Genomic DNA, 23,777 nt, shown 5'->3' with positions numbered 1-23,777 from the left:
GGCAACCTGTCTTGTAAGCGCCGCAATTGCTGCAATAGTCCCGGGGACTGCCTGATTTCCCGCCCCTATCGCTCACAGGTTCTCCCGACTCCTGTCAGTGCTGCGTTCTGGACTGCTGATGAAAAAACTGACCGAAAATGAGATGAGCGACGCTCAAGCTGTCCCTCTCGACATCGACTTTCTCCTCGGGCGCAATCTCGAGGAGCAGCCCCAGAAAAGTGTTTTCAAGATCGGCGACCTCGCGCGCGAGTTCGACGTGACGCTGCGGACGCTGCGCTTCTACGAGGATCGCGGGCTGCTCAATCCCGAGCGTCGCGGGACCACGCGTCTGTATTCACGCCGTGACAGGGCGCGCTTGCGCTTGATATTATTGGCTAAAACACTCGGCTTCTCGCTGACGGAAGCCAAGCAGCTGATCGAAATCTACCACGAGGCCAATGGCAAGCGCCGTCAGATGGAGACGGCGCTGAGCCGGTTCGAGGAGCAGCAGGAGGTGCTTCTCGAACAGAAGGAAGAGATCGATCGTTCGCTTAAAGCAATGGACGTGGCGATCGCCTTCGTGCGCGAACAGCTCCAGGCCGGCAAGGCCTGATCCGGCGCGCCGGTCATCGGCGCGCCCCATAATACGGCGACAACCAGAAGCCTATTAACGATTCCCGAAAGTCTCAATCGCAGCCGAAAGAGACGCGCTTTTCGTCCGGAAACATCCTTCGATCTGCCTTTCAGTGGCGGAATTCGGGTAACGGGCCGAGGCGAATTGTAACGCTGTATCTCAGCTCAACGCGCGTTCGATCATCGCTGCCTCCGCCGCGACCGACAGAAGCTCGTCCTGCGCCTCGCCGACGATGCTTTCACGCCCGGCCTCCAGCATGATCGGCACCGCCAGCGGGGAAATTTCCGCAAGATCCTGATGGACGATGTGGTGCTTGATGCGCGCCAGGAGGTCCGAGACCCGCGCGACATCGAGAAGCCCGCTCGCCGCATCCGCCCATGTCGCCCGCATCAAAATATGGTCCGGCTCGTGCTGGCGCAGCACGTCGTAGACGAGGTCGGCCGAGACGGTCACCTGCCGCCCGGTCTTCTCCTGTCCGGGATGCCGGCGGTCGATCAGCCCGGCGATCACCGCGCACTGACGGAAGGTCCGCTTCAGCAGGTAGGAGTCGGCCATCCAGGCATCGAGATCGTCGCCCATCATGTCCTCGTCGAAGAGCTCGTCGAGCGAGATCGCGCCTCTCGAGATCATCCCGCCGATGTCGCCGAGCCCCCAGATCGAGATGGCATAGTCGGTGGCGACGAAGCCGAGGGGTTTGGCCCGCGCGCGCTCCAGACGGCGCGTCAGCAGCATGCCGAGCGTCTGGTGCGCCAGCCGGCCCTCGAACGGGTAGGCGACCATGAAGAACCGCCGCCCGACCGGAAAGGTCTCGATCAGCAGCTGGTCGGCGCGCGGGATGATGGACTTGCGCTTCTGGATCTTCAGCCAGTCGCCCACCTGTTCGGGCAAGGCACCCCAGCGCTCGGGATCGGCGAGGATCTGCCGGACCTTCGCCGCCAGGAAGGTAGTGAGCGGAAACTTCGAGCCGGCATAGGACGGGACCTTCGCGTCGTCGGCGACGGTCTTGGTGACCAGGCAGACGTTCTCGAGAATGCCCTCGTAGCGCAGCACCTTGCCGGCGAACAGGAAGGTATCCCCGATCGACAGCGTCTCGAGAAAACCCTCTTCGATCTTGCCGAGCACCATGCCGCCGCGGCTGTTGGTGGCGCGCGTTTTCTTGCCGATCAGCCGGACATTCAGCGACTCGGCCTCGATGATGGTACCCGAATTCATTCGGTACTGCTGAGCGACGCGCGGGTGTGCGATGCGCCAGGTGCCGTCTTCGGCGAGCTTTATCTTGGCGTAGCGCTCGTAGACCTTCAGCGCGTAGCCACCGGTCGCGACGAAGTCGATGACACGCTCGAAGGTCTCCGGGTCGAGATCCCGGTAGGGCGCGGCCGACGTAACCTCGCGGTAGAGGTCCTCGGTCCGGAAAGGCTCGGCGCAGGCCATGCCGAGCACGTGCTGTGCGAGCACGTCGAGGCCGCCGATGCGGATCGGCGGCGTGTCCTGGTGGCCGAGATAGTTGGCGTCGAGCGCCGCCTGACACTCCATCACCTCGAAACGGTTGGCGGGAACGAGGATCGCCTTCGATGGCTCGTCCATCCGGTGGTTGGAGCGGCCGATGCGCTGCGCGAGTCGCGAGGCGCCCTTCGGCGCGCCGATGTGCACGACGAGATCGACATCGCCCCAGTCGATGCCAAGGTCCAGCGTTGAGGTCGCGACCACGGCGCGCAGCTTGTTCGCCGCCATCGCCGCCTCGACGCGTCGGCGCTGCGCGACATCGAGCGAGCCGTGGTGCAGCGCGATCGGCAGCGTCTCTTCGTTGATCCGCCAGAGTTCCTGGAAGAGGTTCTCCGCCTGGTTGCGGGTGTTGACGAACAGCAGCGTCGTCCGGTGCGCCTTGATGGCCTCGTAGACCTCGGGCATCGCGTAGCGCGAGGTATGCCCCTGCCAGGGAACGCGCTCCTTCGATTTGAGGATCGTGATCTCCGGCCGCGCGCCGCCTTCGACGGTGATGAGGTCGGACAGCGGCGAGGTGCCCGGCGCCTGCGCGACCAGCCAGGCCCTCAGATCGTCCGGTTCGGCAACGGTGGCAGACAGGCCAATCGTCTGGAGCGCCGGCTGCAGCATGCGAAGGCGTGCCAGACCGAGGGAGAGAAGCTCGCCGCGCTTCGAGGTGACGAGTGAATGCAGCTCGTCGAAGATCACGTAGCGCAGGTCCGAGAAGAAGCTGCGCGCGTCCTTCGAGGCGATCAGCAGCGCAAGCTGCTCGGGCGTCGTCAAAAGGATGTCCGGCGGTTTCAGCTTCTGGCGCTGCCGCTTCGACTGGCTGGTGTCGCCAGTGCGGGTCTCCAGCGTGACCGCGATGCCGATCTCGGCCACTGGCTTCTGCAGGTTGCGCTCGATGTCGGTGGCGAGCGCCTTCAGCGGCGAGATGTAGAGCGTATGGATGCCGCGTGAGCGCGTGCCGGGCTTCGGTTTGCCGCGCCGGGTGATGTCGACGAGCGCCGGCAGGAAGCCTGCGAGCGTCTTGCCGGCGCCCGTCGGGGCGATCAGCAGCACGGAGGCGCCGGCCTCGGCCCGCTGCAAGAGGTCCAGCTGGTGCGGCCGCGGCGTCCAGCCTTTCGCCGTGAACCAGGCTTGAAAAGCTTCCGGAAAGTCTGCGGCGAGGGGGAGGGGGGAAAGGCTGCTCACCCGGGGAGAGGTAAGCCGGCCGCTGCGCCGCGCAAGGCGCCTACATCGCGATATAGCGGTCGGCGCGGTGATTGATGGCTAGAAAGAGGTTCAGCACGATGACGCCGAGGATGGAGAAGGCGATCGCGACCGGGTCGGCGACGGTGAAGGAGAGCGCCAGCACCAGAAGGTCGATCGACAGCTGCGTCAGCCCGGCACGCCATTTGAAGCGGTCCTGCAGGTAGATCGCAAGAATCCCGACACCGCCAAGGCTCGCCCGGTGGCGGAACAGCGCGAGCAGGCCAAAGCCCATCAGGAGACCGCCGAGAACGGCGCCGGTCGTGCGGTCGATCGGGCCGAAGGCGAGAAGCGCGGGCTGCAGCGCCGTCATCAGCGAGAGCATCGCGACGCCGATGAAGGTCTTGGCGGTGAAGGCCCAGCCCATGCGCTGGATGGCGAGGATGTAGAAAGGAAGGTTGATCAGGAAGAAGAGCAGGCCAAAATTCCAGCCGGTGGCATAGTGCAGGATGAAGGCGAGGCCCGCGGTGCCGCCGGTCAGAAAGCCGAGATGGGCGAGGATGGCGATGCCGAGGGCGGTGAGCACCGTGCCGGTGAAGATCGCCTGCGCGTCCTCGAGCGGCGTGTGCCGCGTCGCTGTCGCTTGCCAGTTGCCGAACAGGCCGCGCCGGCGATCAGCCTTCTCGGCGATGGGGTTCGTCGGCATGGAAGGCTCCCGGCTTGCTGCAGCGCGACAGTGACGGTCGGGCCCATCCACCGTCAATCCTGCGGACGGAATGCGGGGCTCCCGTCCACCGATCAACTGCTATGGCACCGCGCACGGGTCGGGAGACGAGCGGCCTTAAGGCTCACTCGCGGTGGCCGGCCCGCCTGTTCAAGGGCGGCCCCGCACCCGGTTGAAGGGAGACGCGCAGTATTAGCAAATGTGGTCAATATAGCTCACTCTTTCATGCCAACTTCATTTTAATCCTTCGAGCATGCCGCGTAATATCAAATAACACGGAAGCTTCATTTGAACTAAAACGCCAATTAATGCTTAAGATAACGGCGGGCGAGCTGAAGTTCTGGTTTTCAGAAAAAGCAAGAAAGCCTCGCGCCAGTACCTCACACTTAATTGCTAATAATAATTATTATCATTTAGGGATAAATTACATGACGTTTCCGAACATCTTCGGTGCGATCAGCACCGCTTTGCCCAGCCCTTTCCGCTTTGCGCTGGCCGCCATCGGTATGGGTGGCCTGGCGCTTGCCGCCACCGCTCCTAGCCAGGCCGCCGAGAGTATCGGCATCAACCAGAGCGTGGCGCTGCGCGTGATCAACGACTTCCGCGCCGAGAACGGTCTCGGCGCCCTCAGCATCAGCGCCGGGCTGATGCAGGTCGCTGGCGATCATTCCGACGCGATGGCCAACAGCGCCAGCACCAGCCATACCGTCGGCGGCTCGCTCGCCAGCCGCGTTCGTGCCGGCGGCGTTCGCTATTCTGCGATCGCCGAGAATGTCAGCAGCGGCCAGCGCAGCTATGCCTCGGCGATGGATGCCTGGGTCCGCTCCCCCGGCCACCGCCATAACCTCTTGCGCGCGAACCTTACCAGCATTGGCTTTGCCGGTTCGAGCGAGGGTGGCCGCAACTACTTCACCCAAGTGTTCGCCGCCGCGCCGCGCGGCTTCCTGTCGGCCCTGTAGAGCCGGTTTTCCGTCGCGACGAGGTCGAGGCCGACATCGTGGGCCTCGACCGGCACCGACGCGACTTCCTGCACGGCGAAGGCGAGGCCTGCGAGCAAGGGCGTCATGCCCTTGGCCCGCAGCGACTCGATCGCCCGGTCATAGTAGCCGCGGCCGTAGCCCATGCGGTGGCACTGTGCATCGAAGGCTGCCATCGGCACCAGCATGATCACGGGGTCGAGGACGGCCGCCTCCGGTCCCGGCGCGAGCGTGCCGAAACCCTGTGCGACGAGGGGCGAGTCCGGCCGGAGCTCGCGGAATTCCAGCTGGCCGTCGACGATCGCGGGCACGCATATCCGGGCGCCGCGTTCAGCCAATTGCCGCATCAGCGGCTGCGGATCGAGTTCGGAGCGGATCGGCAGGAAACCGGAAACGATCGTGCCCGGCGGAAACTCCAGCGCAGCGGCGATGGCCTCAGCGATGGCAAGCGATGCGGCAAGCCGGGCAGCCGGATCCAGCGCGTCGCGACGCGCCAGCACCTCGCGCCGCAGCGCCGCCTTTGCCTGCCTGATCCCGTCCATGCGCTCTACCCCGTCCGAGACTGGTTCAGCCCGGTTGATACGGCGGTAGATCGGAGAGGGAAAGGTCGACGAGCCACATCGGCCGATGAGATGATCGATCCCGGGAACCTACAATGTAGGTGGGCGCCATATACTCCAGCCCACGGGCCGGAACAGGGACAGCTCCCTAGGGGATGCGTAAGGCCCCGAGGAAATGTTACCCCTGTCGGACCGCGCAGCTCGCCGGCCCCTGATATAGGCGGGATCGTGGAACCCCGCCAGAGCACAGAGCCCGATTTGGCGAATATCCTTGGTCGGCAAGCTGCCCCTTGTTCCCGGGCGCTTTCGACCGACTTGTAGCGTTCGACCAAAGGCCGGCGACGGCCTCTCCGAAGGATACCCCCGTGTCAGCCATATCTCCCCAGATCAATCCCCCGCCAGCGCCGGCGGGCGCGCCGCCCATCATCATAATTTCGGGGCTGGCGAAGACCTACAAGTCCGGCTTCCAGGCACTGAAGAACGTCGATCTCGAAATCCGCCGCGGCGAAATCTTCGCGCTGCTCGGACCGAATGGCGCGGGCAAGACGACGCTGATCAGCATCATCTGCGGGATCGTCACCGCGAGCCAAGGCACCGTGACCGCCGATGGCCATGACATCGTCCGCGACTACCGGGCCGCCCGCGCGACCATCGGCCTCGTGCCGCAGGAACTGACCACCGACGCGTTCGAGACGGTGTTCGATACCGTCAGCTTCAGCCGTGGCCTGTTCGGCCGGCCGTCGAACCCCGCCTATATCGAGAAGGTGCTGCGCGAACTGTCGCTCTGGGACAAGCGCGATGCCAAGATCATGACGCTGTCGGGCGGCATGAAGCGGCGCGTGCTGATCGCGAAGGCGTTAAGCCACGAGCCGCGGATCCTCTTCCTCGACGAGCCATCGGCCGGCGTCGACGTCCAGCTGCGCCAGGAGATGTGGCAGGTGGTGCGCGGCCTGCGCGACAGCGGCGTCACCGTGATCCTGACGACGCACTACATCGAGGAAGCCGAGGAGATGGCCGACCGCATCGGCGTCATCTCGCATGGCGAGATCATCCTCGTCGAGGAGACCGCCGAACTGATGCGCAAGCTCGGCCGCAAGCAGCTGATCCTCAGCCTCCACAAGCCGCTTACCGCGGTGCCGCAGGAACTCGCCGGCTTCGACCTGTCGCTCGCCGAGAACGGCAGCGAACTCGTCTACACCTATGATACCCAAGGCGAGCGCACCGGCATTACGGCGCTTCTGAAGGCGCTGGCCGATGTTTCCATCAGCTTCCGCGATCTTCGGACCAAGCAGAGTTCGCTCGAGGAAATCTTCGTCAGCCTCGTCAAGGAAGAGCGGCCATGAACGTCCACGCGATCAAAGCCATCTACCTCTTCGAGATGGCACGCGCCCGCCGGACCGTGTTCCAGAGCGTCGTCGCCCCGGTCATCTCGACCTCGCTCTACTTCGTCGTGTTCGGCGCGGCGATCGGCTCGCGGATGACCGAGATCGACGGCATCAGCTACGGCGCCTTCATCGTGCCCGGCCTGATGATGCTGTCGCTCCTGACCCAGAGCATCTCCAATGCCTCGTTTGGCATCTATTTCCCGCGCTTCTCCGGCACGATCTACGAGCTTTTGTCGGCGCCGATCTCGGCGATGGAGATCACCATCGCCTATGTCGGGGCGGCGGCGACGAAGTCGATCATCCTCGGCCTGATCATTCTCGCGACCGCGACGCTGTTCGTGCCCCTGCGGATCGAGCACCCCGTCTTCATGCTGCTCTTCCTGGTGCTGACGGCGGTCACGTTCAGCCTGTTCGGCTTCATCATCGGCATCTGGGCGGATGGTTTCGAGCAGCTGCAGATCGTGCCGCTGCTGGTGATCACGCCGCTGACCTTTCTCGGCGGCAGCTTCTACTCGATCTCGATGCTGCCGCCGTTCTGGCAGGACGTGACGATGTTCAACCCGGTCGTCTACCTCATCTCCGGCTTCCGCTGGAGCTTCTACGGCGTCTCGGACGTCGCCATCGGGGTCAGCCTCGGCATGACCGTGCTGTTCATGGCGGTCTGTCTTGCCGGCATCTTCTGGATCTTCAAGACCGGCTACCGCTTCAAGTCGTAACCGGCGGATCGCGAAGGCGGCCGGGCTCAGGCCCGGCCGTCGATCTTCGCTGCGACGCTCTCGATCGCTGCCGCGACCTCGTTCATGTGGGCGACAAAGCGCGTCTCACCGGCGTTGAGGCCGTTGATCGCGTCGGCGCGGTCGTTGGCGGCATCGGCCAGCGCCTGCTCGAGGGAGGCGACCTTGCGGCGCTGTTCGGCCAGCTCGTCCGTCGCCATAATCGCCGCCATCACGACGAGGCGCTGGTCGCCGATCTCGCCGAAGCTTTTGCGCAGCTCGTTGACGCGGTCGTCTACCTCGGCGGCAAGGCCGGTCAGGTGGTCTTCCTCACCCTCGGCGCAGGCCATGCGGAAGGTCTTTCCATCGATCGTCACCACGACTTGCGGCATGTCAGGCCTCCTTGCGGCGTTCGAGCACGCTGCGGATCGTCTCCATTGCCGCGACGAGGCGGCGCGACACCTCGCGGTTGGCGTGTTCCAGACGCTCGGCGCGGGAGAGGCAGGTGTCGAGCTCGCCGGCGAGGCGGCTGCGGTCGGCGGTCATGCGCTGCACTTCGGCCTCGGCCTCGCGCACCAGATGCTCACGCGCCAGCTGGCCGTCCACGGCATGGCCGAGCCGCTGCAACGCCTTGTCGAGACGGCGGGACGCGGCATCGAGCGGGCTTTCTTCGGGCATGGTGTCGGCAACTCCTCAACGCCTCACGATCCGGTCCAGCGGACGATCGTAAGTGCGGTGATTCCTGCGGCATTCGGCCCCGGCTTGCAACTGTCAAAACGGCGGCCCGGCAGATCGCGGTGGAAACCAGCCGGTCCAAAAGACGCTCGGTGGAGGCGCAAAGGCGCAGGCGAGGCGCTCCCTTAGACCGGTGCCGAAGCCCATGGGATTTCGCCGTTTCGTGGCATTATCTTGCCGTGCGGGTCCCCTGCGGGTTTACCTCGGGGGGAATATCGCTAAGAACACCGCGTGTCCGCATGCGGCCATCGCAGACGGCGCGCTCTTTGGGGCACCCCCCTGAACGCGCCGAAAACCGGCCCGCGGATGCCCCGACACCATGGCTGGGCAGATCCTTCTGGAGGAATGACAATGGCAGTTCGCGTCGCAATCAACGGTTTTGGCCGCATCGGCCGCAACGTCCTCCGGGCCATCATCGAGTCCGGTCGCACCGACATCGAGGTCGTCGGCATCAACGACCTCGGACCGGTCGAGACCAACGCCCACCTGATCCGCTTCGATTCGGTCCATGGCCGCTTCCCTGGCACGGTGACGGTCTCGGGCGACACGATCGACGTCGGCCGCGGCCCGATCCGCGTCTCCGCCGAGCGCGACCCGAAGAACCTGCCGTGGAAGGAGCTCGGCGTCGACATCGCGCTGGAGTGCACCGGCATTTTCACCGACGCCGCCAAGGCTGCCGCCCATATCGAGGCAGGCGCCAAGAAGGTGGTCATCTCCGGCCCGCTCTCGGCCTCGCCGAACGGCGAGAAGACGATCGTCTACGGCGTCAACCACGACACGCTGGTCGCCGGCGACACCATCATCTCCAACGCCTCCTGCACGACGAACTGCCTTGCCCCCGTCGCCATGGTGCTGAACGATGCGATCGGCATCGAGACCGGCTTCATGACGACCATCCATTCCTACACCGGCGACCAGCCGACGCTGGATACGATGCACAAGGATCTCTACCGCGCCCGTGCCGCGGCGCTCTCGATGATCCCGACCTCGACCGGTGCCGCCAAGGCGATCGGCCTCGTCCTGCCCGCCCTCAAGGGCAAGCTCGACGGCTCGTCGATCCGCGTGCCGACGCCGAACGTCTCGGTCGTCGACTTCAAGTTCGTCGCCAAGCGCTCGACCACCGTCGAGGAGATCCAGGGCCTCATCCGCGCCGCCGCCGACGGCCCGCTGAAGGGCATCCTCGGCTACACCGACGCGCCGAACGTCAGCCATGACTTCAACCACGACCCGCATTCCTCGGTCTTCCACATGGACCAGACCAAGGTCATGGACGGCACCTTCGTGCGCATCCTGTCCTGGTACGACAATGAGTGGGGCTTCTCGAACCGCATGTCCGACACCGCGGTCGCCTTCGCCAAGGTCTGACCTCGGTGGGCGCGTGGCGCCCGGCGGACCGTCGTGAAATCTAGAACGCCCGGGGCCATGCTCCGGGCGTTGTGCGTTCGTCAGCCGAAGCGTCTGCCTCATCCTGCACGTTCACCCGAAATGCCTTGCTTCGACCACCCGGCCTTGCTGCAATGCGCAGACCGCTTCGACACCACTGATCGGGGATTCGCCCGGCACGTCGACCCGACATCCTGAAGCTTGCCCTTCGAATCCCATCCGGGTTCCAGGGAACGACGATCGCCGTGGCCAAGTCGGGAGCCGCTGCCGACGAGAAGCCAACGCCATGCACGAAACCATGTATCTCGTGATCCTGGTCGGCACGATCCTCGTGCTCGTCGCGGCGTTCTCCAGCTTGCTCGCCTTGCGCTTCGGCGCACCCCTGCTGCTGCTCTTCCTGTCGATCGGCCTGTTCACCGGCGTCGATGGGCTCGGGCTGGAGTTCGACAATGCGCAGCTCGCCTATTTCGTTGGCTCGATCGCGCTGTCGATCATCCTCTTCGATTCAGGCTTCGGCACCGAGCTATCCTCCTTCAAGCACGCTGCGGCACCGGCACTGACGCTTGCAACGCTTGGCGTGCCCCTGACGGCGGCGATCTTCGGCACGGCCGCGTCCTACGTGCTTGATGTTCCCTGGCTGGAAGGCGTGCTGCTCGGCTCGATCGTCGGCTCGACGGACGCGGCGGCGGTGTTCTTCCTCCTGCGCATCGGTGGCATCAACATTCGCGACCGCGTGCGCTCCACGCTGGAGGTGGAGTCCGGCACCAATGACCCGATGGCGATCTTCCTCACCATTGCGCTGGTCGAGATCGTCGCCAAGGGTGGGGGCGCTGAGGAGATCGGCATAGAGCTGCTGGTGCTGTTCGCCCAGCAGATGGGACTTGGCCTTGTGCTCGGTCTCGTCGGCGGGTGGATGATCCGCTTTCTCGTCAACCGACTGAAGCTCGAGCGCGGGCTGACGCCAATCTTCACCCTCGCTTTGTCCTTCCTGGTCTTTTCCGTCACCGGGGCGCTCGACGGCTCGGGGTTCCTCGCGGTCTATGTCGCCGGCCTCTACGCCGGCAACAGCAACATCCGCTCGCACGCCTCGCTGAAGCAGTTCCAGGACGGCATGACCTGGCTCGCGCAGATCATCATGTTCCTGGTGCTGGGCCTCCTCGCCACGCCGTCGCAGTTTCCTTCGATCGCGCTGCCGGCCATCGCGCTCGCCGCCTTCCTGATCTTCGTCGCGCGGCCGGTCGCGGTCTGGTTCTCGATGCTGCCGTTCGATTTCAACAGCCGCGAGACCGCCTTCATCTCCTGGGTCGGCCTGCGCGGCTCGGTCTCGATCCTTCTCGCCATCCTGCCGCTCTTGGGCGGCATCGACGAGAACAGGGTCCTTTTCAACGTCGGCTTCATCATCGTCCTCGCCTCGCTGCTGGTGCAGGGCTGGACCATCGGCTTCGTCGCAACCAGGCTCGGCCTTATCGTGCCGCCCCGCATCGGCCCGGTCGAGAAGGTCGAGCTGGAGCTGCCTGGCACTGCGCACCACGAGCTCCTGTCCTACAAGGTCGTCGCCGGCAGTCCTGTCGCCCGCGGCGAGCGGGTGCCGCGCTGGGCGCGGCCGTCGCTGGTGATCCGCGACGGCAAGTCGATGCGCTACCAGTATGCCGGGCGGCTGCGCGAGGGCGACTACGTCTACCTCTTCATCTCGCCGCGCTATCCTCGCCTGCTCGACCGGCTATTCGCCCACTCGCTGGCGGTCGGCGAGGACGATGCCGAGTTCTTCGGCGAGTTCACCGTCGACCCCGCCAAGCCCGCGAGATTCCTCGATGCCGCCTACGGGATCGGGCTCCTGCCGGAGGCCGCCGAGAAGACCATTGCCGAACTGATGACCGAGCAGCTTGGCGGCCGGGCCGAATACGGCGACCGGGTGCCGATGGGCCCGGTGGAACTCATCGTCAGGGACACCGACGGCCTCGGCAACATCGTCGACGTCGGGCTGTCGCTGGAGCCGGAGGGCGGGCGCCCGCGCATCCCGATCTTCCTCAACATCCGCGACATCGTGCGGATCGCCAAGGGCGGACTGGCTGCCCGCCACGCCCGGCGCGAGGCCCGCGTGGCCGATCGCCTGGATGCGCTTGTGCTGGCCGAGCGCGAAGCCGAAGCCGAGGCTCGGATAAGTCAGGGCGTCGCGGCGGCCGAGCCGCCGGGACGCGCCTGATTGCTTACCCGCGGGCTTGCCGCGATCAGTCGCCCTCGTCCTCGTAGCCGACGAGGTGCAGCGGCTTGGCGGCGATGCCCTGCAGCGCGCACCAGCGCACCAGCGCTTCCTCGCGCCCGTGCGTCACCCAGACCTCGGAGGGGGCGATCTCGGTGATGGTCTCGGTCAGCTCGTCCCAGTCGCAATGGTCGGAGATGATCAGCGGCAACTCGACGCCGCGCTGCCGGGCGCGCTGGCGAACCCGCATCCAGCCGGAGGCGAAGCACGACACCGGATCTGGAAACCGCCGCGCCCAGCGGTCGGCAAAGGCCGAGGGTGGGCCGACGACGACCGCCCCGGCGAAGTCGCCTTTCTTCGCCGTTTCCGATGTGGCGGGAAGCAGCTCGCCAAGCGCGATGCCCTGGCTCTCGTAATAGTCGCAGAGCTTCTTCAGGGCGCCGTGAATGTAGATCGGCGCGTCGTAGCCTTCGTCGCGCAAGAGCCGGATCACCCGCTGCGCCTTGCCGAGCGCGTAGGCGCCGACGAGGTGGGCGCGTTCGGGAAACTGCCGGGTGGACTGGATCAGCTTGCGGATTTCCTCGCGGCCGGAAGGGTGGCGGAAGACAGGCAGGCCGAAGGTCGCCTCGGTGATGAAGACGTCGCAGGCGACCGGCACGAAATCCTCACAGGTCGGATCGCTCCGCCGCTTGTAGTCGCCGGAGGCGACGATCGCGAGGCCGTCCTTTTCCACCCGGATCTGCGCCGAACCGAGTACATGGCCGGCTGGATGGTAGGAGATGCCGACGCCATTGACCTCGATCCGCTCGCCGAGCTCGGCCGCCTGGCGCTCGGCGGCGAAATCCTCGCCGTAGCGGATCGCCATGATCTCCAAAGTCTGCCGGGTCGCCAACACCTTGGTGTTGCCGGGCCGGGCATGGTCGGCATGGCCGTGCGTGATCAGCGCGCGCTCCACCGGCTTCACCGGATCGATGTAGAAATCGCCGGGCGGGCAGTAGAGGCCGTTGGGGGTCGGGCGGAGAAGATCTTCGGAGCGCATCATCGCCAGGGGAGATAGCGCGGCCGGGCGCGGGAGAAAGCACCGAGCCGCACGCTAGTCTTCCCTTGCCGGGAGGCGGAAAGCGGCGCATGCAGCGCCATCGCTGCCTCCGGCAAAAAGCATTCCCATGATCCAGGATTCCAACGGTTCCGGCGAGCCTCTCGCCGACCGGCGTGCCGACTATGCCGCGGAGCTGGCGGTGGAGGGCGCGTTCGCCGCGGCTGCCGATCTGATGCGCCAGGCGCTCGACCTCGCGCCCCGGTGGGCCGCCGGCTGGGTCGTGCTCGGCGGTTTCCTGGAGAAGGCGGGCGATGTCGAGGCAGCGATCGACGCCTATCGCCTGGCGGCGTCGCTCGATGCCCTCGACGGCCACGGCGCGCGGTTGAAACTTGCCGCCCTCGGCGCTGCGCCCGTGCCGGAGACAGCGTCGCCGGCCTTCGTCCGGGGCCTGTTTGACCAGTATGCCGATCGGTTCGAGACCTCGCTGGTCGACCGGCTCGGCTATGGCGCGCCCTTGCAGCTGATGATCGCTGTCGAGGCGGTGGTCGGTTCCGACCATCGCTTTGCCGAGGTGCTCGACCTCGGCTGCGGCACGGGGCTGCTCGGCGAGCGGCTGCGGGCCTCGGCTGATCATCTGACGGGTGTCGACCTGTCCGGCGGCATGCTGGAGAAGGCGCGGCGCAAGAAGGTGTACGATGGGCTGGTGTGCGCCGACATCGTCGCCTTCGATCCCGGCGGGCGGCGCTTCGACCTCGTCACGGCGGCGGACGTGCTGATCTATATCGGCGAGCTCGCGCCGCTCTTCGTCCGCATCGCCGCCTTGCTGAAGCCCGCCGGCTTCTTCGCCTTCTCGATCGAAACCTCTGAAGGCGAACAGCCCTACGCGCTCGGCGCCTCGCTCCGCTATGCCCATTCGCCGGCATCGGTCGAAGCCTTGCTGATCGCAAACGGAATGCGGGTGCTCTGCCGGGAAACGGTGGTGCTGCGGCAGGACCGCGGGCTGCCGGTCGCCGGCATGATCTTCGTCGCCGGGCCAAGCAGCGCCTAACCGCCCTCCGGCATGTTGCCACGGGCCGCGCCCGTCTTGCTGGACCTTGTCATGCCCTGCGTGTTACCCGCCGCAGCCGGGAATGACCTGTTCCCCTCCGCCGCAGCGGCCCGCCCTCGTGGTCGCAGGCCGCCAACCCAGTACAGAAGGCCGCGCCATGCGTTTTCTCTTTCTCGGCGACATGGTCGGCCGCTCCGGCCGCACGGCGGTGTACCAGAAACTACCCGGGCTGATCGCCGACCTGAAGCTCGACTTCGTCGTCGTCAACGGCGAGAACGCGGCAGGCGGCTTCGGCATCACCGAGGAGATCTTCGAGGAAACCCGCCGCGCCGGCGCCGACGTCATGACCACCGGCAATCACGTCTGGGACCAGCGCGAGGCGCTGGAGTTCTCGACCCGGCACGACCGTTTCCTGCGGCCCGCCAACTATCCCAATGGCGCCCCCGGCAACGGCTCCGGCCTGTTCGAGGCGCGCAACGGCGCAAGGGTGCTGGTCGCCAACGTCATGGGCCGGGTCTTCATGCACCCCGAACTCGACGACCCCTTCCGCTGCGCCGGCGACATCGTCGCCGCCTGTCCGCTCGGCGAGCAGGCGGACGCCATCATCTTCGACTTCCACGCCGAGGCGACCAGCGAGAAGCAGTGCTTTGGCCATTTCCTCGACGGACGGGTCAGCCTCGTCGTCGGAACGCATACCCATGTGCCGACCGCCGATCACCAGATCCTGCCGGGCGGCACCGCCTACCAGTCGGATGCCGGAATGTGCGGCGACTACGACTCTTCGCTCGGCATGGAGAAGGAGGAGCCGCTGAACCGCTTCCTTACCAAAATCCCGCGCGGGCGTTTCGACGCGGCGCAAGGGCCTGCGACGATCGCCGGCCTTGCCGTCGAGATTTCCGACAGGACTGGCCTTGCCGAAAAGGTCGCGCCGCTGCGCATCGGTCCCCGGCTGGAAGAGACGATCCCCAGCTTCTGGTGACGGTATTGCCTGCCGCGGTGTCGAGCTCACAAGTCCCTGGTGACGAGATCACCAGCTTCTGATGACAGGTTCATCCGTTGCTGGTGACGAAATGTCGCATCGGCGGCTTGCGGCACATTGCGCTTCCCGAATCCATCGCCATCTGTCGACTGCCGGGCACCATGAGGGTCCCGGTGTCGAGACATGGGAAGAGCGTTATCCGCCGGCAGCAGCCTTGCCGCCGGTCGACAACACCCTCCGTCGTCTCGCTGAGCGCCGTGGCCCCGTGCTGCGAACGAAGAGACGCCGCGATCCGAGCGATCGGGCGCCAAGGAGAATGTGTTGGAGCAGCCGATATCGACCGCAGCGGCGGAAACCGCGCTCACCGGAATATCGCCGGATACGGTGCCCACCTGGGTGTGGCTCGCGACGGTCGGCGCCATCGCCGCCCTCTTCGTCTTCGACTTCCTGACCCATGTACGCAAACCGCATGAGCCGACCTTCAGGGAAGCGGCGCTCTGGTCGACCTTCTATGTCGCTATCGCCTTGCTGTTCGGTTGGGGCGTCTGGGTCTACTGGGACCGCCAGCACGGCATCGAGTATTTCGCGGGCTTCGTGACCGAGAAGTCGCTGTCGGTCGACAACCTCTTTGTCTTCGTCATCATCATGAAGAGTTTTGCCGTTCCGGCCGCCTACCAGCAAAAGGCGCTGCTGATCGGCATCGTCATCGCCCTCGTCATGCGCGGCATTTTCATTGCGCTGGGCGCCGCGGCGATCGAGCAGTTCTCCTGGGTGTTCTACATCTTCGGCATCTTCCTGATCTGGACGGCGTGGAAGCTCGCCTCCGAGAGCCTGAAGCATGGCGCAAAGTCGACGGACGAGGAGTACGAGCCGAACGCCATCGTCAAATACGTCCAGCGCCATCTGCCGACCGTGCCTGACTTTCGCGGCAATGCGCTGACCGTCATCGAGAACGGCAAGCGCTTCTTCACACCGATGTTCATCGTGATACTGGCGCTCGGCATGACCGATCTCCTATTTGCGCTGGACTCGATCCCGGCGATCTACGGACTGACCGACGCGCCCTACATCGTCTTTACGGCGAACGCCTTCGCGCTGCTCGGCCTGCTGCAGCTCTACTTCCTGCTCGGCGGCCTTCTCGACCGGCTGGTTTATCTCGGCATCGGCCTGTCGCTGATCCTCGCCTTCATCGGCGTCAAGCTGATCATCCATGCCATGGAGGCGAACACGCTGCCCTTCATCAACGGTGGACAGTCGATCGAGGGCCTGCCGTACATCTCGACGAGCTTCTCGCTCTCGGTGATCGTCGGCATCCTGGTGGTCACGACGGTGGCGAGCCTCCTCAAGAGCCGCTCGGATGCCCGCAAGGGCAGCTAACTCGCCCGAGCGCAGGCGACAGATATAAAGGGAGCCGGCGCGAGCCGGCTTCTTTCGTTTGTACCAAGCCGGCAAGCGGCGAACGGCACGCGCTTTCCCAGCGGGCTAAGGCGCGCACAGCAATGCCCCGCATTGCAGTGCGGCATGCCGGCCACGCGAAGCGTTCTGGACCTTTGGCGCGCGATTTTTTATAGCTTCGCGATCAACCGACGACACGACGAGACAGGTGCCCCATGGCAGGTCATTCCCAGTTCAAGAACATCATGCACCGCAAGGGGCGTCAGGACGGCATCAAGTCGAAGCTGTTCTCCAAGCTCGCCCGCGAGATCGTCGTCGCCGCCAAGGCCGGTCTGCCCGACCCCGACATGAACTCGCGCCTGCGCCTGGCGGTCAACAACGCCAAGGCGCAGTCGATGCCGAAGGACAACATCGAGCGGGCGATCAAGAAGGGCTCGGGCGCCGACGCCGAGAACTACGACGAGGTCCGCTACGAGGGTTTCGGGCCGGGCGGCGTCGCCGTCATCGTCGAGGCGCTGACCGACAACCGCAACCGGACCGCTTCGAACGTCCGCTCCTACTTCACCAAGTCCGGCGGCGCGCTCGGCGCCACCGGCTCGGTCTCCTTCATGTTCGACAAGGTCGGCGAGATCGTCTTCGCGCCGAAGGCCGGCGGCGACGATGCGGTGATGGAGGCGGCGATCGAGGCCGGGGCGGATGACGTTGTCTCCGACGAGGAAGGTCATACCGTCACCACCAGCTTCGAGAGCCTCAACGAGGTATCGAGCGCGCTCGAGGCGGCGCTCGGCCCCAGCGAGAGCGTCAAGATCGTCTGGCGCCCGCAGAACGGCGTGCCGGTCGACGAGGAGAAGGCGGAAAGCGTGATGCGCCTGATCGCCAATCTCGAGGACGACGACGACGTGCAGAGCGTCTATGCGAACTTCGAGGTCGACGACGCCGTGATGGCGAAGCTGTCGGCGGCCTGATCTCGGCAACCCGCCCCGGCGGAAGGCGGCAACAACGGGAAAATGTATGATCGGTTCTTCCGATCTCCCCAACGTTGGCGATTTGTTCCACTTCGTTCACTCTTTGTCTGCTATCTCCGGATGATTCGAGGTGGCAAGGGGAGAGTAAAGTGTTGCAGCGCGCGGTCATCCGCATCATCGGCATCGACCCCGGCCTGCGCCGGACCGGCTGGGGCGTCGTCGAGAGCATCGGCAATTCCCTGAGCTTCGTTGCGGCCGGTACCGTGACCTCCGACGCGACGCTCGATCTCGCCTCGCGTCTCTGCCAGCTCTACGAGGGCCTCAGCACCATCGTGCACGGCTACAAGCCGGACGAGGCGGCGGTGGAGCAGACCTTCGTCAACAAGGACGCCGTCGCCACGCTGAAGCTCGGCCAGGCCCGCGGCATCGCCATGGTCGTGCCGGCGCTGGCTGGTCTCAAGGTCGCGGAATACGCGCCGAACGCCGTCAAGAAGGCGGTGATCGGGGTCGGTCACGGCGACAAGAAGCAGATCCACATGATGGTCAAGGTGCTGATGCCGCGCGCCACCTTCGACACCGAAGACGCCGCCGACGCGCTGGCCATCGCCATCTGCCACACCCACCACCGCCAGTCCGCCGCCGCCCGCGCGGCCTTCGAGAAGCTTTGATGTTCTTGACTTGTTCTCAATTTGTGGCTAGGTAATACCGCAGCGGTATTACTTCGGGTGGGTGCGATCATGCGGGTGACGGAAAAGGGCCAGGTGACCATTCCCAAGGCCATACGCGACCGTCTGGGCGTCGGGCCGGGCAGCGAGGTGGACTTCGTCGAGCGGGCGGACGCCGTCGAGATCGTCAAGAGCGAGCCGTCCGGGGATCGCGCGGCACTGCGCCAGCAACTGACTTATCATATCGAGCGGATGCGCGGCACGGTCGACACCCGGGGCCTCGACGGAAAAGCCTATGTCGATCGGCTGAGAGGTGGGCGCGATGACCTCGACGCTGATTGATACCAACGTCTTTATCGACATGCTGGGCGATGGGCCGATGTTCTCAGGCTCGGTCGATGCTGCCATCGAAGGCTTCAGAGGCGGTGCGGTCATCCTCAGCGCGATCGTCTGGTCGGAACTAGCCTTCTCCGGTGTTCCGGAGGCGGACCTTCTGGAGCGCCTCGCCTGGTTGAAACCGCGACGCGAAGATTTCCCGTTTGCTGCAGCATTTCCGGCGGGAAGAGCGCATGCCCGGTATCGCGAGCGAGGTGGGCGCCGAGAGCGTACCTTGCCGGACTTCCTGATCGGCGCCCATGCGCTTGTCGGCGGGCACCGTTTGCTGACGCGTGACCCCGCTCGCTACCGCAGCGACTTCCCCGACCTCGACATCATTTCCCCGGAGACCAACCTGTGATCGGCAAGCTCAAGGGGACGATCGACGAGATCGGCGAGGACCACGTCGTCATCGACGTGCATGGCGTCGGCTACATCGCCTTCTGCGGCGCGCGCACGCTCGGCGTTCTGCCGGGTCCGGGCGAGGCGGTGGTGCTGTTCATCGAGACCTATGTGCGCGAGGACATGCTGCGGCTTTACGGCTTTGCGACCGACCTCGAGCGCGGCTGGTTCCGCCTCCTGCAGAACGTCCAGGGCGTCGGCTCCAAGGTAGCGCTGGCCATTCTCGGCACGCTGTCGACCGGCGAACTAGCGAGCGCCATCGCGCTGCAGGACAAGGCGATGGTGTCGCGCGCACCGGGTGTCGGCCCGAAGGTCGCGGCCCGCATCGTCGCCGAGCTGAAGGACAAGGCCCCGGCCTTCGCCGGCGCCCTGGATGCTCCCTCGATGGACCTGAAGCGCAATCTCGGCGACGGCCTCGCCCCGGCGCCGATCACCGACGCGGTCTCCGCGCTCGTCAATCTCGGCTATTCCCGCGAGCAGGCCGCGACGGCCGTCTCCGCGGCGCTGAAGGGGGCAGGGGAGGACCCCGGCTCGGCGACGCTGATCCGCCTCGGCCTGCGCGAACTCGCCCGCAGCTAAGGGCGAACCGAACCGCCTTCTGCCAACTTCGGTATAATGACTGGTACGACATCACGTCCGACTTTCTCGCCGCAAGGATCCCTTCCTTCATGCATTTGCTGACATGACCGAACGCCTGCTCACCCCCGAACTCAGCGGCGACGATGCCGACAGCTCCCTGCGGCCGCAGCGCCTCGACGAGTTCGTCGGGCAAGCGGCGGCGCGGGCGAACCTGAAGGTGTTCATCGAGGCGGCCAAGGGGCGGGGCGAGGCGCTGGACCACGTGCTGTTCGTCGGGCCGCCGGGCCTCGGCAAGACGACGCTCGCGCAGATCATGGCCAAGGAGCTCGGCGTCAATTTCCGCTCGACTTCCGGCCCGGTGATCGCCCGCGCCGGCGACCTCGCGGCGCTCCTTACCAATCTTGAAGACCGCGACGTCCTGTTCATCGACGAGATCCACCGCTTGAACCCCGCGGTGGAGGAAATCCTCTATCCCGCCATGGAGGATTTCCAGCTCGACCTCATCATCGGAGAGGGGCCCGCGGCGCGCTCGGTGAAGATCGACCTCGCCAAGTTCACCTTGGTCGCCGCGACCACCCGCGTCGGCTTGCTGACGACGCCGTTGCGTGACCGTTTCGGCATTCCCGTCCGGCTGAACTTCTATACGGTCGAGGAGCTGGAGCTGATCGTCAAGCGCGGTGCCCGGATCATGGGGCTGTCGCTGTCGGACGACGGCGCCCGCGAGATCGCCCGCCGCTCCCGCGGCACGCCCCGCATCGCCGGGCGTCTGCTGCGCCGGGTGCGCGACTTCGCCCATGTGGCCGAGGAGGGCATCGTCGACCGCAAGATCGCCGATGCCGCACTGACCCGGCTCGAGGTCGACAGCCTCGGCCTCGACCAGCTCGACCGGCGCTATCTCGACCTGATCTCGTTGAACTTTGGCGGAGGGCCGGTTGGCATCGAAACCATCGCCGCGGCGCTCTCCGAGCCGCGTGATGCGATCGAGGACATTGTCGAGCCCTATCTCCTGCAGCAGGGCTTCCTCCAGCGCACGCCGCGCGGCCGGGTGCTGACCGCCCACGCCTTCCGCCACATCGGCCTCGCGGTTCCGCAGGGCTGGCAAGGGGCACAGGCGACGCTGTTCGAGGACGCGCCGGACGTTGATTGATGTGAGGGTTGGAACGGGGCGGCGCCGGGGTGACGTGATCGCCACCTAGTAGCCCGTCCTTTCGGCGTTAAAGCACTTGGCTCTCCGCCCGTTTCGTCATCCCGGGCTTGACCCGGGATCCATTCCTTAGCGGTGAACGAGAACGGTCCGGTGGACCTTCCGTTCTGCACCGACTTGGCAGTGACGGCGATTTGGAATGGATCCCGGATCAAGTCCGGGATGACGGCCTTCTAGCGTGGTTGCTCTCGGTTTGAGCCCCAGCGCAAACTACGCACCATTCGTCGATTACTTCAGCGCCGCCGACTTCTCGGTCGTCTTGCCGACCTCGAAGAACAGCGTCTCGCCCGACGAGTCGTCCACGCCGTCATTGTCGGTGACGATGGTCATCATGCCGTCCGCGTCGATGGCGAGGCCCTCGACCTTGTCGACGACATAGCCGTTGGTCGCCGACGTCAACGCCGGCACCAGATCGCGCACCAGTTCCTTCGTCACTACCGGCAGCGCGCCGCCAAGGGCCGCGGGCTTGAGGTCGGCGATCGCGACGCGGGTGATCGCCTTCAGCTTGGCCGTCTGGCCGATGCCGTTGTCGCGCTCGATGAGGTAGACGTGATCGCCATGCGCGGTGATTTCCGACAGGCCGGTCCACAGGCCGTCTTCGGCCGCGTCGAGCGGGTAGAGTACGGCGCCCCAGGTCTTGGCGGCCGGGTCGTAGGAGACGAGCTTGGTCTGATTCTTCGGGTCGTTCTTCCACGGCCGCTGGATGGCGAGCCAGATCTTGCCGTCGACGAGGGTCACGCCCTCCGTGCCGAAGCGGGTCTCGCCTTCAAGCAGTTCCTTCGGGAAGGCGATCTCCTCGGTGATGGCGCCCTTGGCGTCGACGTGCAGCAGCGCGTGCGGCACTTCCTTCTCGGTGTTGCCCTCGCTGCCGAGCCAGAAGCCGCCCTTTCCGTCGAGCGCGATGCCCTCGAGGTCGAGCTTCTTGGCCGGCTTGCCGTCCCGCGTGACGATGGTGGTCGCGGTGATCTTCGCCGGCTTCTGCGAAGCGTCGACCGTGAAGATGCTCGGCGCTGCCGAATAGACGGAGTCGCTGATGGCGTAGAACTGGTTCGGCGTGCCCGCCGCGACGAGGCCGGACAGCGCGCCAAAACCCTGGATCTTGCCGTCGACGTCCTGGCTGACGATCTGCGGATAGGCGGCCGTGCCCTCGGCGCGCTCGTAGAGCATGATGTGCGAGCGGGCGGCGCCGTCCTCGACGAGATCGTTCTCGTTGGCGGTGACGAGAAGGTTGCGCGACGCGATGGTGGTGGCGCCTTCGGGCGCGATGCCCGACGGCAGGATCTGCGTCAGTTTCGGTTCTGCGCCGGTGTCCTCGTAGACGCCGACGACCGAGCCGCGCTCGGAGAGGACGAAGAGGAAGTCCTTGCCGTCGAAGGTGCCGGTGGCGAGGCCCTCCGGCTCGATGCCCTTCTTGTCGGCGCGCTTGTCGGGGAAGTGGCCGAGGCGGGCGACGGCCTGCTCGAAGGACGGGCCGGACTCGTAGGAGACGCTGCCGTCGCGGTTGTAGATGGTGAACGAGCGCGTGCCGCCCTTCCAGTCGCCCTCGTTGGCGGCGGCGATGCGGTCGCCTTTCAGCCATTTGACGGTGTCGGGCTCGCGGGGGCGTGCCTCGACCGATCCGGAGAAGTCGAGCTTGCCGTCCTTGGCGGTGTCGACGCCCTCGACCGCGAGGCTTCCAGCGGAGAAGTGCGAGGTCACCGTGCCGGTCTTGCCGTCGACGATGACGATGTGGTTGTTTTCCTGCAGCGAGACGACGATCTCGCCCTTGGAATTGATGTCGACGAATTCCGGCTCCGGATCCTCGGGCGAGACGTCGGCAAGGCCTGTCATCTCGATCTTTTTCAGACCGGCGCAGTCCGGCGTGCCGTCGGCGGCGAGCGGAACGGTGACGAGGAAGCCTGCGGGCATCTGCGGCAAGGCGCCGTCGTTGACCTCTTCGTCGCGCTCGTTCTCGATGGCGATCGCGGCAAAGCTGCCGTCCGGCGCAACGGCGACCGAATCCGGCTGGCCGCCGAGCTCGCAGACCGGGCTCTGCGCCTTGGTAGCGATGTCGACGGCGCCGAGCTCTCCCGACGGATTGGCCTTGGTCTCCGACGTCCGGAAACCGACGAGGGCCTTGCTGCCGGCGAAGGCGACCGAGGTCGGCTCACCGTCGAACTTGACGTAGCCGGCGCCCTTCGGCGCCTTGGGGTCAGTGATGTCGACGAAGCCGATGCCGCCATGCGGGCTGTCTGAATAGACGAGCGTCATGCCGTCCTTGGAGGCCGAGACGATCTCCGAAGAGGTCGGAGTCTTCGGGTCGGTGCCTTCCGGAAGGTTGCTGGCGACGGGAAACGAGGCGATCCGGTTGAACACGGGTTCGGCCGCAGCCGCGAGCGCGGTGGACGCGAGCAGCAAAGCGGCGAGGGAGGCAGTCTTCGGGAAGGTCATCGGTTCTCTCGGATAGCGGAACGGTTGTGGTCCCTAAGCAGCTCCGCGTGACAGGCAGATGACACCACCGCCCGGCATGACAAATCCACCGCGATCTCCTATTCCGGCGGCATGACCGATCATCTTTCCGGACGGCTGACCGATTACGGCCATGCGCTCGACGTGCGCGTCTACTTCGAGGACACGGACTTTTCCGGCGTCGTCTACCACGCACGCTACCTGCACTTCCTGGAACGCGGACGGACCGACTTCCTGCGTCTGAAGGGCATCGGCCACCGCGCGCTGGCGGAGGGCGCTTTCGGCGAGCCGATGGCCTTCGCCGTCCGCCATATGGATATCGACTTTCTGCGGCCCGCCCGGATCGACGACGTGCTGACCGTCGAGACGCGCACGGTTCTGCTCGGCGGCGCGCGGATCATTCTAGACCAGCGGATTTTCGCCGGCGATACGATGCTGGTCGAAGCAAAAGTGAAGGTCGCCGTGATCTCGCCCGAGGGCAAACCGCGCCGCATGCCCGAGGCGGTTTCGGCCATTCTGGAGCGGCCGATGCCGCTGCCGTGACGGCACCGCAACAATTCGCAACGATTGCTTAACGTTAATGCTGTTTGAATAGCCGGGCTCAAAGCGCTGATGTCGCTTGCCATTCTTTCGCTTGATTCAAATTGTTAGAGCATGGCGGGTCTTCTGAAGCACTGAGCCTAACAGCGGAACGGACAGGTGGTCCGGGACGACG

The 23,777-nt window shown here is 65.6% G+C and carries 23 protein-coding genes and 1 other RNA gene; 16 read left to right on the top strand and 8 right to left on the bottom strand.

Translation table 11 applies throughout. The annotated features are described in order from the left end of the window. Positions 1 to 118 precede the first annotated feature (118 nt). Positions 119 to 592, top strand: coding sequence for a MerR family transcriptional regulator (locus ACZLZY_RS08240; RefSeq protein WP_472933747.1), 474 nt, complete (start codon positions 119 to 121; stop codon positions 590 to 592). Between the two features lie 180 nt (positions 593 to 772). Here ACZLZY_RS08240 and ACZLZY_RS08235 read toward each other — a convergent pair whose 3' ends face one another. Both ACZLZY_RS08235 and ACZLZY_RS08230 read right to left on the bottom strand, forming a co-directional pair. After that, positions 773 to 3,289: a ligase-associated DNA damage response DEXH box helicase gene (locus tag ACZLZY_RS08235; RefSeq protein ID WP_472933746.1), complete on the bottom strand. Its 2,517-nt coding sequence runs from the start codon at positions 3,287 to 3,289 to the stop codon at positions 773 to 775. Positions 3,290 to 3,329: 40 nt separating this feature from the next. Then, the gene (locus ACZLZY_RS08230; protein WP_472933745.1) at positions 3,330 to 3,992 is read right to left on the bottom strand and encodes a YitT family protein; all 663 of its coding nucleotides are present in this window, start codon (positions 3,990 to 3,992) and stop codon (positions 3,330 to 3,332) included. Positions 3,993 to 4,438: 446 nt separating this feature from the next. Here ACZLZY_RS08230 and ACZLZY_RS08225 point away from each other — a divergent pair, with 446 nt between their 5' ends. After that, positions 4,439 to 4,969, top strand: coding sequence for a CAP domain-containing protein (locus ACZLZY_RS08225; RefSeq protein WP_472933744.1), 531 nt, complete (start codon positions 4,439 to 4,441; stop codon positions 4,967 to 4,969). On the opposite strand, the gene ACZLZY_RS08220 is transcribed toward ACZLZY_RS08225, so the two are convergent. Beyond that, on the bottom strand, positions 4,915 to 5,529 hold the full coding sequence (locus ACZLZY_RS08220) for a 5-formyltetrahydrofolate cyclo-ligase (RefSeq protein ID WP_472933743.1): 615 nt from the start codon (positions 5,527 to 5,529) through the stop codon (positions 4,915 to 4,917). The two genes, ACZLZY_RS08225 and ACZLZY_RS08220, sit on opposite strands and share 55 nt — an antisense overlap. 66 nt (positions 5,530 to 5,595) lie before the next feature. Next, positions 5,596 to 5,753: non-coding RNA, 6S RNA (gene ssrS, locus ACZLZY_RS08215), on the bottom strand. 159 nt (positions 5,754 to 5,912) lie between these two features. Here ssrS and ACZLZY_RS08210 point away from each other — a divergent pair. Together ACZLZY_RS08210 and ACZLZY_RS08205 are read left to right on the top strand one after the other, a co-directional pair. Next, a complete protein-coding gene (locus tag ACZLZY_RS08210; RefSeq protein WP_472933742.1) occupies positions 5,913 to 6,890 on the top strand; it encodes an ABC transporter ATP-binding protein in 978 nt (325 codons plus the stop codon). Further along, entirely contained in the window at positions 6,887 to 7,648 is a 762-nt protein-coding gene (locus ACZLZY_RS08205) for an ABC transporter permease (RefSeq protein ID WP_472933741.1), read from the top strand. The genes ACZLZY_RS08210 and ACZLZY_RS08205 overlap by 4 nt, the downstream gene beginning before the upstream one ends. A gap of 26 nt (positions 7,649 to 7,674) precedes the next feature. On the opposite strand, the gene ACZLZY_RS08200 is transcribed toward ACZLZY_RS08205, so the two are convergent. Both ACZLZY_RS08200 and ACZLZY_RS08195 read right to left on the bottom strand, forming a co-directional pair. Next, positions 7,675 to 8,037: a cell division protein ZapA gene (locus tag ACZLZY_RS08200; protein WP_472933740.1), complete on the bottom strand. Its 363-nt coding sequence runs from the start codon at positions 8,035 to 8,037 to the stop codon at positions 7,675 to 7,677. Between the two features lies 1 nt (position 8,038). Beyond that, positions 8,039 to 8,323 (bottom strand): DUF4164 domain-containing protein, encoded by a 285-nt coding sequence (locus tag ACZLZY_RS08195; protein ID WP_472933739.1) that lies wholly within the window; start codon positions 8,321 to 8,323, stop codon positions 8,039 to 8,041. A gap of 408 nt (positions 8,324 to 8,731) precedes the next feature. Here ACZLZY_RS08195 and gap point away from each other — a divergent pair, with 408 nt between their 5' ends. Together gap and ACZLZY_RS08185 are read left to right on the top strand one after the other, a co-directional pair. Beyond that, positions 8,732 to 9,745 carry a type I glyceraldehyde-3-phosphate dehydrogenase gene (gap, locus tag ACZLZY_RS08190; protein WP_472933738.1) on the top strand — a complete coding sequence of 338 codons (1,014 nt, stop codon included), beginning with the start codon at positions 8,732 to 8,734 and terminating at the stop codon, positions 9,743 to 9,745. A 304-nt stretch (positions 9,746 to 10,049) separates the two neighbouring features. Further along, complete coding sequence (locus ACZLZY_RS08185; RefSeq protein WP_472933737.1) at positions 10,050 to 11,966, top strand: potassium/proton antiporter; 1,917 nt, start codon at positions 10,050 to 10,052, stop codon at positions 11,964 to 11,966. A gap of 25 nt (positions 11,967 to 11,991) precedes the next feature. On the opposite strand, the gene ACZLZY_RS08180 is transcribed toward ACZLZY_RS08185, so the two are convergent. After that, positions 11,992 to 13,002: a ligase-associated DNA damage response exonuclease gene (locus ACZLZY_RS08180; RefSeq protein ID WP_472933736.1), complete on the bottom strand. Its 1,011-nt coding sequence runs from the start codon at positions 13,000 to 13,002 to the stop codon at positions 11,992 to 11,994. A gap of 127 nt (positions 13,003 to 13,129) precedes the next feature. On the opposite strand from ACZLZY_RS08180, the gene ACZLZY_RS08175 reads away from it, so the two are divergent. The 9 genes from ACZLZY_RS08175 (at position 13,130) to ruvB (ending at position 20,557) form a co-directional block, all read left to right on the top strand. Then, a complete protein-coding gene (locus ACZLZY_RS08175; protein WP_472933735.1) occupies positions 13,130 to 14,050 on the top strand; it encodes a class I SAM-dependent DNA methyltransferase in 921 nt (306 codons plus the stop codon). 157 nt (positions 14,051 to 14,207) lie between these two features. Further along, a complete protein-coding gene (locus ACZLZY_RS08170) occupies positions 14,208 to 15,029 on the top strand; it encodes a TIGR00282 family metallophosphoesterase (RefSeq protein ID WP_472933734.1) in 822 nt (273 codons plus the stop codon). A gap of 321 nt (positions 15,030 to 15,350) precedes the next feature. Further along, complete coding sequence (locus ACZLZY_RS08165) at positions 15,351 to 16,406, top strand: TerC family protein (protein WP_472933733.1); 1,056 nt, start codon at positions 15,351 to 15,353, stop codon at positions 16,404 to 16,406. Positions 16,407 to 16,639: 233 nt separating this feature from the next. Further along, complete coding sequence (locus tag ACZLZY_RS08160) at positions 16,640 to 17,389, top strand: YebC/PmpR family DNA-binding transcriptional regulator (protein WP_472933732.1); 750 nt, start codon at positions 16,640 to 16,642, stop codon at positions 17,387 to 17,389. Between the two features lie 149 nt (positions 17,390 to 17,538). Next, positions 17,539 to 18,057, top strand: coding sequence for a crossover junction endodeoxyribonuclease RuvC (ruvC, locus tag ACZLZY_RS08155; protein ID WP_472933731.1), 519 nt, complete (start codon positions 17,539 to 17,541; stop codon positions 18,055 to 18,057). Positions 18,058 to 18,126: 69 nt separating this feature from the next. Continuing rightward, entirely contained in the window at positions 18,127 to 18,396 is a 270-nt protein-coding gene (locus tag ACZLZY_RS08150; protein ID WP_472933730.1) for an AbrB/MazE/SpoVT family DNA-binding domain-containing protein, read from the top strand. Then, positions 18,377 to 18,790 carry a type II toxin-antitoxin system VapC family toxin gene (locus tag ACZLZY_RS08145; RefSeq protein ID WP_472933729.1) on the top strand — a complete coding sequence of 138 codons (414 nt, stop codon included), beginning with the start codon at positions 18,377 to 18,379 and terminating at the stop codon, positions 18,788 to 18,790. Before ACZLZY_RS08150 ends, ACZLZY_RS08145 begins: the two co-directional genes overlap by 20 nt. Beyond that, entirely contained in the window at positions 18,787 to 19,410 is a 624-nt protein-coding gene (gene ruvA / locus ACZLZY_RS08140; protein WP_472933728.1) for a Holliday junction branch migration protein RuvA, read from the top strand. The genes ACZLZY_RS08145 and ruvA overlap by 4 nt, the downstream gene beginning before the upstream one ends. A gap of 103 nt (positions 19,411 to 19,513) precedes the next feature. After that, positions 19,514 to 20,557 (top strand): Holliday junction branch migration DNA helicase RuvB, encoded by a 1,044-nt coding sequence (gene ruvB / locus ACZLZY_RS08135; protein ID WP_472933727.1) that lies wholly within the window; start codon positions 19,514 to 19,516, stop codon positions 20,555 to 20,557. A gap of 285 nt (positions 20,558 to 20,842) precedes the next feature. Here the strand turns inward: ruvB and ACZLZY_RS08130 are convergent, their stop codons facing one another. Then, on the bottom strand, positions 20,843 to 23,044 hold the full coding sequence (locus tag ACZLZY_RS08130) for an esterase-like activity of phytase family protein (RefSeq protein WP_472933726.1): 2,202 nt from the start codon (positions 23,042 to 23,044) through the stop codon (positions 20,843 to 20,845). A 111-nt stretch (positions 23,045 to 23,155) separates the two neighbouring features. Here ACZLZY_RS08130 and ybgC point away from each other — a divergent pair, with 111 nt between their 5' ends. Continuing rightward, a complete protein-coding gene (ybgC, locus tag ACZLZY_RS08125) occupies positions 23,156 to 23,605 on the top strand; it encodes a tol-pal system-associated acyl-CoA thioesterase (protein WP_472933725.1) in 450 nt (149 codons plus the stop codon). Positions 23,606 to 23,777 lie beyond the last annotated feature (172 nt).

The organism is Mesocryomonas lacus, from assembly GCF_055730135.2.
Note: the sequence above shows the minus strand (reverse complement) of the source record. Positions and strands in the feature narration are given on the sequence as shown.